General features: G+C 54.2%; 7 protein-coding genes. 2 read left to right on the top strand and 5 right to left on the bottom strand.

All coding sequences use genetic code 11. The annotated features are described in order from the left end of the window. Positions 1-208: 208 nt before the first annotated feature. From AC2FJC_RS23355 to AC2FJC_RS23335, 5 genes are all read right to left on the bottom strand, one after another. Positions 209-310: a DUF2474 family protein gene (locus tag AC2FJC_RS23355; RefSeq protein ID WP_496726963.1), complete on the bottom strand. Its 102-nt coding sequence runs from the start codon at positions 308-310 to the stop codon at positions 209-211. Beyond that, complete coding sequence (gene cydB / locus AC2FJC_RS23350) at positions 307-1,308, bottom strand: cytochrome d ubiquinol oxidase subunit II (RefSeq protein WP_496742062.1); 1,002 nt, start codon at positions 1,306-1,308, stop codon at positions 307-309. The genes AC2FJC_RS23355 and cydB overlap by 4 nt, the downstream gene beginning before the upstream one ends. Continuing rightward, entirely contained in the window at positions 1,308-2,690 is a 1,383-nt protein-coding gene (locus AC2FJC_RS23345) for a cytochrome ubiquinol oxidase subunit I (protein ID WP_496742060.1), read from the bottom strand. Before AC2FJC_RS23345 ends, cydB begins: the two co-directional genes overlap by 1 nt. Before the next feature lie 422 nt (positions 2,691-3,112). Beyond that, on the bottom strand, positions 3,113-3,406 hold the full coding sequence (locus AC2FJC_RS23340) for a glycine zipper domain-containing protein (RefSeq protein WP_145975873.1): 294 nt from the start codon (positions 3,404-3,406) through the stop codon (positions 3,113-3,115). Positions 3,407-3,557: 151 nt separating this feature from the next. Next, the gene (locus AC2FJC_RS23335; protein ID WP_496742058.1) at positions 3,558-4,565 is read right to left on the bottom strand and encodes a helix-turn-helix domain-containing protein; all 1,008 of its coding nucleotides are present in this window, start codon (positions 4,563-4,565) and stop codon (positions 3,558-3,560) included. A gap of 397 nt (positions 4,566-4,962) precedes the next feature. Here AC2FJC_RS23335 and AC2FJC_RS23330 point away from each other — a divergent pair, with 397 nt between their 5' ends. Next, positions 4,963-5,343: a hypothetical protein gene (locus tag AC2FJC_RS23330; RefSeq protein ID WP_496742056.1), complete on the top strand. Its 381-nt coding sequence runs from the start codon at positions 4,963-4,965 to the stop codon at positions 5,341-5,343. After that, the gene (locus AC2FJC_RS23325; RefSeq protein ID WP_496742054.1) at positions 5,340-6,557 is read left to right on the top strand and encodes an HlyD family secretion protein; all 1,218 of its coding nucleotides are present in this window, start codon (positions 5,340-5,342) and stop codon (positions 6,555-6,557) included. Before AC2FJC_RS23330 ends, AC2FJC_RS23325 begins: the two co-directional genes overlap by 4 nt. Positions 6,558-7,558 lie beyond the last annotated feature (1,001 nt).

The raw sequence follows: 7,558 nt of genomic DNA, 5'->3' as shown, positions 1-7,558 counted from the left end.
GATACACCTCTGAAACTCAGTGGCTTGAAGCATGCAACAGAGACAGCAGCAACAAAATTAATGGGTCCAGAACCTAAATTTGAGACGAACTAGCCAGCCGCTTGTTCTTGGGAATTTGGTAGGCCGGAACGGAGTTTCTTTCGGCGCTTGGACCAATATTTGCGTGATCTAGATATGCCGACGCGCGAACATTGGTGTCCTTGCCATCTCAAGTGATGAACATCCTGATTACGTAAGCGACAGTCGCTAGGCAAAAGACGCTGCCGAACCAGATCGCGCTGAACCAGAAAACTTGCTTTAGCAGTTTCAATGGTAGCTCTCCTCTGGATCGACCTTTCCGCGGAAAACCCAGTACGTGTAGGCGGTATAGGCCAGGATTATGGGCAACAGAACGACGGTCCCGACCAAAGCAAAGGCCAAGCTGCTGTCTGGCGCGGCGGCTTCGGCAATCGTGAGGCTTGGGGGTAGCATATAGGGATAGAAGCTGATCCCAATGCCGATGAAGCAGACGACGAATAAGGCAATGGCGCAGAAGAAGGGTTGATAGTCTCGCTGTTCCCTCAGGCCGCGATCAAGCATCCATGCAATAACAGCAACGATAGCTGGCACTAGTACAGAGAAAACGATACCGGGCCACGAAAACCATCTGATCAGATAGACCGGATCTTGGTACGGGGTCAAAAGACTGATGAGGCCAATCAACGCGAGCGTCATGAACATCAGCGGGCGGGCAAAAGAACGCATCTGGCTCTGTATCTCGCCCTTGGTTTTCATGTTGAGCCAGGTTGCTCCCAGCAATGTGTACCCGATCACCAAGGCCACACCCGTCATGACAGAGAACGGCGTCAGCCAATCCCATTGTCCGCCTGCGTACAGGCGATCTTCGACCGGGATGCCCTGAACCAGCGCGCCAAGCGCGATGCCTTGGCAGAGGGCGGCTACGGTTGAACCGCCGTGAAACGCGACATCCCACAGCCAGCGCCCACGCACCGTTCGCCACCGGTATTCGAAGGCGACACCGCGGAAAACAAGCGCAAGAAGCATAATGATAACGGGCAAATAGATCGCGGGCATCACTACAGAATAAGCCAACGGGAAAACAGCGAACAAACCTCCGCCGCCCATGACCAGCCACGTCTCGTTTCCATCCCAAACCGGTGTGACCGAGTTCATCATGACATCACGATCTTTTTCGGTTTTCGCGAATGGAAAGAGGATCCCAATTCCAAGATCGAAACCGTCCAGGATCACATAGGTCAGAACGGCAAAGGCAATGATGCCTGCCCAGATTGTCGAGAGTTCAAGCATCACGCTGCCTCCGCCAAGGTAAAGATTTTAATGGGTTTTTGAAATTTCTGGAAATCTTCGACAGGAGGTTTTCCCATGAGACGCAGCATGTAGAACGTGCCTGCTCCGAACACCGCGAAATACACGACGATGAAGGCAATCAGAGACGCCGCAACTGCAGGCGCATCCACTTGGGAAAGGGAGTCCGATGTCCGCATCAGCCCGTACACCGTGTAAGGTTGGCGCCCCACTTCGGTGGTGATCCAACCGGCCAGTACCGCCACAAATCCGCTGGGCGCCAACAGGACGGATGCGCGGTGCAACCAGCGATCTTCGTTGAGGCGGCCCCGAACCCGCTGAACAAGCGACCACAACCCGACGCCCAGCATGGCAAAGCCGATGGCAAGCATGACGCGGAAGCTGTAGAAAACGATCGCGACCGGGGGTTCTTCGTCGTCGGGAATGGTATCCAGCCCATCAAGCGGCGCGTTCAGATCATGCTTCAGGATCAGCGACGATAGTTTCGGAATTTCGATGGCATAGTCCACGCGCTTCTCATCCTCGTTTGGAATGCCAAACAGGATCAGTGGCGCGCCTTCGGGATGGCTATCGAAGTGACCCTCCATCGCCATCACTTTCTGCGGTTGATGCTCCAGCGTGTTCAAACCATGAAGGTCGCCGGCAACGATCTGCAGAGGAGTAACCAGAACGGCCATCCACATTGCCATCGAGAACATGCGCGTGACCTCGACTGTGCGATTGCGGCGTAATAAGTGCCAAGCTGCAACCCCGGCCACCACAAAGGCAGTGGTGAGATATGCCGCCAGCACCATGTGTGTCAGGCGGTACGGGAAAGACGGGTTAAAGACGATCGACCACCAATCCACTGGGATGAATTGCCCCAGCTCGTTGACGTCAAATCCGGCCGGGGTCTGCATCCAGGAATTGACCGAAAGAATCCACGTGGCCGATATCAGAGTGCCAAAGGCAACCATCGCCGTGGCCATCATGTGCAAGCCGGGACCCACGCGTTCGCGACCGAAAAGCATGATGCCTAAGAAGCCTGCCTCAAGGAAGAAGGCCGTCATCACCTCATAGGCCATCAAGGGCCCGATCACGGGCCCGGCGGTGTCCGAGAATGTGCTCCAATTCGTGCCAAATTGGTAAGACATCACGATGCCGGACACGACACCCATCGCGAAGCCGACAGCAAATATCTTTTTCCAGTAGTTGAAGAGATTGAGGTAAGCCTTGTCCTTGCGCCAAAGCCAAAGGCCATTGAGGACGGCCTGGAAGCTTGCCAGGCCGATGGAAAAGGCCGGGAAGATGATGTGGAACGACACAGTAAAGGCAAACTGGATGCGTGCCAGGGTCTCTGCGTCAAAGTTTGCTAGTAGGTTCATTGCCGTTTCCTTTGGCGTCGGATTGGAAAGAGCGGCAGTCACCTGGGTTGCCTCGGTTGCCAGCTCGTCGATGTTATTCAGATGAGCAGGATTTGGGGCAGAGGGCGTTTCAGTTCGTTTGGGTTCTGGACGGTTGTTTTTGGATTTTGGACAAAACCCAGGTCGAGAATGGCAAGAAAGGAAGCGGAATTTGAAACGCGAAGTCAGGGCACGGCCGGTATTCAAGTGCCCTAAACAAAGTTGCCACCCGGCTCGTTTGTGAGCTGGATGGCAACCTATCAGAAACTGTGCGAGTTCTGTGCGGGATGGTCAGTCAAACTGCGTCTGGATGCTAACAGCGCAGGGCCGATGGACCTGATGCTGACCGGTCAGCTTTGTTCGGCTGTGTTTCCTCCTTTATTCGTTGCGTTTGGGATGGCGTTTCAGTCTTCGTTCCAGTCCTTATGGTCATCTTTGAAGTCGTCGCGGCGTTCTTGTGCCTCGTCCTGCGCGTCTTCGAAATTGTCCTTCTGGATCGCACCGCCCACGGCACCAACCGCAGCGCCGGCGGCCGCGCCGCCTACGATGCTTTCGCCGGCAATGCCCGCGACAGTGGCGCCGACAACTGCGCCTTTTATCGCTTTGTCTGTGACGTAGTCAGCATGAGCTGTGGCTGCCATGGTGATCAGAAGGGCGCCGGAGATCGGGGCGATAAAGAATTTCTTCGAGGTTTTCATAGGTTCATCCTTGTTCTGGGTCAGCAACCACCGCGGCTGCTGTGTGCCATTGAACTAGGTGACCCCATGGGCTGCTTTCTTTTGGGGACAGGACAAGGTTTTGTGGATCTTGGACATCTTACGGCCTTGCGCGCTGCAGAGGTCAGGAGACTTAGCGGCCAGCTTTACGAAACCTGGCTGGCGTTTCACCTGTCCATCGCTTGAACGCCACTGAAAAGGCCGCCTGATCCGAAAATCCAAGCATGAAGGCAACGCGGGCAACACCCTCCCCATTACGAAGCATCCGTTTGGACAGGTCGCACAACACCCCCTCTAAAAGTGCTTTGAAGCTTGTTCCCTCTGCCGAAAGGTGCCGGGTCATAGTGCGCCGCGTCAGTCCAAGCTCTCCGGCTATTTGATCGCCGTTTGGTATTGGACCGGGAAGACGTTCCCCGAGCATCTCTACAATGCGATCAGACAGACTTCGGACCGCATCAGGTTGAGCCTTTAGCTGCTCTTCCCCATGCCGGCGCAAATGCCCCAACAAAGTAGGGTCTGCAGTCGGGATCCGAAAACTCATACCGTTTGGGGGCAGAGCCAACGCGTATCCGGACTTGAACCCTTCTACGGCGCAACCGGCCAACTCGGCCAGCAGCTTACAATGCTCGACGTCGTCCGTTTCCAACTCGATTGAGATAGGGGCAAATCCGCCCGAGGTGATCTGCTGAACGCGCTTATAGAGACCGAAAACCAGCATTTCGCGATGGCGAGGATATTGATGCGCCGGGATCACGCTACTTTCCAGCGTGATCTTGGGTTCATCAGGCGCCCCTACAACATCCAGATGCAGGTCAGGGTCTTGCATTGCATAAAAGCGCTGTGTCAATGCCAGTGCGTCTTCGACCGTTTCTGCTGCCCGCACAATGTAAGCCAAAAGCGTTCCGGGACCTTGCGCCGAAAGCCCCACCCGCGCGGCAAAGGTCTTGTCTTCTAAAACACGACACACAGTTTCAACGGCGCCCGCTTCATGAAGCAGTTCGACAGTGGCGTCTGGGCTGTTGCCGATATCCGATGGTGCCCCCGCCATTTCCAGAATTTCAGGAAACGGAACCCGCGCGCCGGGCTCTTGCGAATAACGCAGCCCTACATTTTGCAGTCTATAAGCGCTGATGCGTGGCACTTTTGCGTCCTCCCCTGACTTGCACGCAACCTCCTGCAGTCAACGCAATTGTCCAGAAGCCAATAACAAATGTCCAGAACCCTCAGGATCGCGGATGCGATGACGGTTAGGTCCGGGTCATCAGAAAGGAAACGACCATGATCTACTTCGCAAGGTACTACCGCGTACTGAAGGCAATCCAAAACTCCGCCAAACAAGAGTGGTCCGGGGGGAACATCCACGGTCTGCGCTCATTGGCGCTTGGCGAAAAAACAGCGAACGGACGTCGCTGGGATCCCCCCTATGTCCCGCAGGAACAGCCCTCAGAACCATCTCAAAATCAGACCGAGAACTGAATTTCCACAGACACCTAAAATCTTCACACGCAGCACGGCTGCGAAACAAAAGGACCTGAAAAATGAAACCACCCGCGTTCCTGATGGCCCCTATACTTGGCGTCATCTCAACTCCTGCCTTCGCTGCTGGCGGCGATCCGAGATGGTGGGTCGCGCCCAATCAGACCGACACCTATGCTTGGGTCGGCCTGATTGTCCTCTTCCTTGCGATCCTACTGGTAGTACACCTCTATGCCCGCTTTGAACGCTATACCGAGCGCAAATCAATCGGCACTCCGCTGCGCACAACTATTCCGGTGATGCTTACCATAGCCTTGGCGTACGAATTGATGCCCGCGCTCAGCCACTTCAGCATTCTGCTGCCAGGCGCGCTGATCCTGACTGCAATCGCCCGCGACTTCATGTTGTGGTGGCGGCCTTCGACAGAGGAGCTGGTAAAATGATTGAACTGCTCGTCACATCTTTTCCGTTTGTCCTGCGGGTGATCTACCTAAAATGGCGCGGGATTCCAGTCACCCTGTACAACGTTCACCGAGCGCTTTTCATGTGGTTCGTACTAGCACTGATCGTCTTCTTTGCCGTGTTCTACTACTACCCAAAATCTTACACAGGTCTTGTGCCATTCAGAACTGTTCCGGTCGTTGCTGAGAACGGTGGAACAGTAACAGATATCTACGTAAAGGGCGGTGATCGTGTGGAACCGGGCGATCCGCTGTTTGCAGTCGAGAATGCGTCGGAACAAGCTGCAGTAGATTTTGCAACCCGTAAAGTTGAGGAGATAGAAAGCGCGAAACTGGCAGCTGAATTGCAGGTCCAAACTGCTCAGGCCGTGGTGGATGCCGCAGTTACCGCCAGAGAACAGGCTGAGCTGGTGCTGATGGATCACGAGGCACTTCAAGCAAAGGGCTCTGCAGCATTTCAAGTGAGCCAGTTGGAACGCGCCCAGGCAACCTTGAGTACTCGGGAAGCAGAGGTTGAGGCTGCGGAAACGCAACTTGGTGTGGCACAAGTCCAAGCTAGTGCCGTTCTGCCTGCCCAACTTGCATCGGCGCGCGCGTCGTTGAAGCAGGCTCAGGTGGAACTGTCAAAGACATTGACGCTCAGCTCTGTCGACGGTGTCGTTGAACAGGTCACCCTAAATGTCGGATCACGCGCAGCGCAAGCCGCGATGAGCCCGGCAATGCTAATTGTACCCGACCGCAAAGAAGTTGAACGAGGACGTATCGTCGCTGGCTTCTCGCAGGTTTCTCGCACTGAATTGTACGAAGGTATGGCGGCGGAAGTGGCGTGCGAAAGTAACTTCAACATCTCGATGCGCAATACCGTTCTTCCTGCAAGGATCGTACGTATTCAGGAGCAGATTTCTTCCGGTCAGCTTGCGCCTAGCGGTCGCCTGATCGAGCCGAGCGAAAAGGCTAAACGGGGTCAGATCGTTGTGCATCTTGATCTGGTGCACCCAGAACACCGCGAACTTTTGGTTCCAGGTAGCGGTTGCATTGTACAATCCTACACCACCAATTTTGAAGGCGAAATGGAAGGAACACTTGTCGCCCACGGGATTCAGGCCATGGGTATCATCAAAGCGGTCGGTCTACGGGTCAAAGCTTGGTTCGGTCTGACATCGGGTATCGGCTTGATCGGTGGTGGTCACGCCTGACTTTCCAACTCCATCCATTTTCAACAAGTGCGGCTTCCAACAAATGTTGGGAGCCGTTTCGACAATTTGAGACAGATCGCATGTCATTTAAATGCGAGTTATGTGACGGCTTTCTGCCACACGGCGAACGATTTGACTGTCCGCTCAGGTGATCTTATGCAGGAAAATGACAACCACATATAGTAGCCCGGGATGTCCGTTTTGTCCGCGTTACGGTGTTTCCAAACAAGCCTGGCGTGTGGCTGGTTCGCGCCACCAAACGACGTTGCCGACAGGGCTATGTCATGCTAGCTGAGATCAAGCCCTGATTGTTTTCCACTTAACCGCACCCAGCACGGATTTCTCCGTGCCTGCTGTTGTGCGGATTGAAAGGAAAACGAATGAAACGACCAAAGTTACCGCCAATCCAAGGCAGACATTTTGACGTCGAGATGCGCCAAGATACGGCATTTAGTTTGACCGAGCATGCTTCCTAGGGGCCGACTTGGCTTAGACATGGAGGAAGAATTTCCTTTGTTGTTCTGACAGAGGAGCTTTTCGAACAAGTTTGACTTGACCATGGGCGCGCTTGGAGCGTGGATGATATGCCAATTCGCCATGAGCAAATGTTGCTCGAAGCGCTTGAGGCTTCGCTATCTCAAGACAATGAAGAATAGAACGTTAAAAGCGTGAGGGCAGGGGGGTCAGAGGTGCTGTAAAACCTGGTCACCTGAAGGAGTTCAGAAAAATTGTTCAATCGCCCTTGCGACAGTTTGCAACCAAGAGAAAACAACATCTCGCTTAGCAGACGTGCACAATAAGAAATGTTATCAGTTATGAGCAAAAATTTTGGCAGAGAACGATGACTAAGATTGGCGATAGCCTCACTAGAGGTGCAAAAGAAGCACTGGAAGTTGCAAAGGGTGAACTCGACCCTGCTGGGGCAGAAGTCTCAAGGGTCGTTGCGACGGTTTCCGCTATCTCAGTTTCATCAGTTCATCTCTAAATGCCTCGGTTGGAGT

It is taken from the genome of Ruegeria sp. CDSB117, from assembly GCF_059611005.1.
Note: the sequence above shows the minus strand (reverse complement) of the source record. Positions and strands in the feature narration are given on the sequence as shown.

Excerpts from the sequence above, each read along its gene's own strand:
- AC2FJC_RS23330 (WP_496742056.1), top strand. The coding sequence starts at position 4,963 with ATGAAACCACCCGCGTTCCTGATGGCCCCTATACTTGGCGTCATCTCA.
- AC2FJC_RS23325 (WP_496742054.1), top strand. The coding sequence starts at position 5,340 with ATGATTGAACTGCTCGTCACATCTTTTCCGTTTGTCCTGCGGGTGATC.
- AC2FJC_RS23340 (WP_145975873.1), bottom strand. The coding sequence starts at position 3,406 with ATGAAAACCTCGAAGAAATTCTTTATCGCCCCGATCTCCGGCGCCCTT.
- cydB (WP_496742062.1), bottom strand. The coding sequence starts at position 1,308 with ATGCTTGAACTCTCGACAATCTGGGCAGGCATCATTGCCTTTGCCGTT.
- AC2FJC_RS23345 (WP_496742060.1), bottom strand. The coding sequence starts at position 2,690 with ATGAACCTACTAGCAAACTTTGACGCAGAGACCCTGGCACGCATCCAG.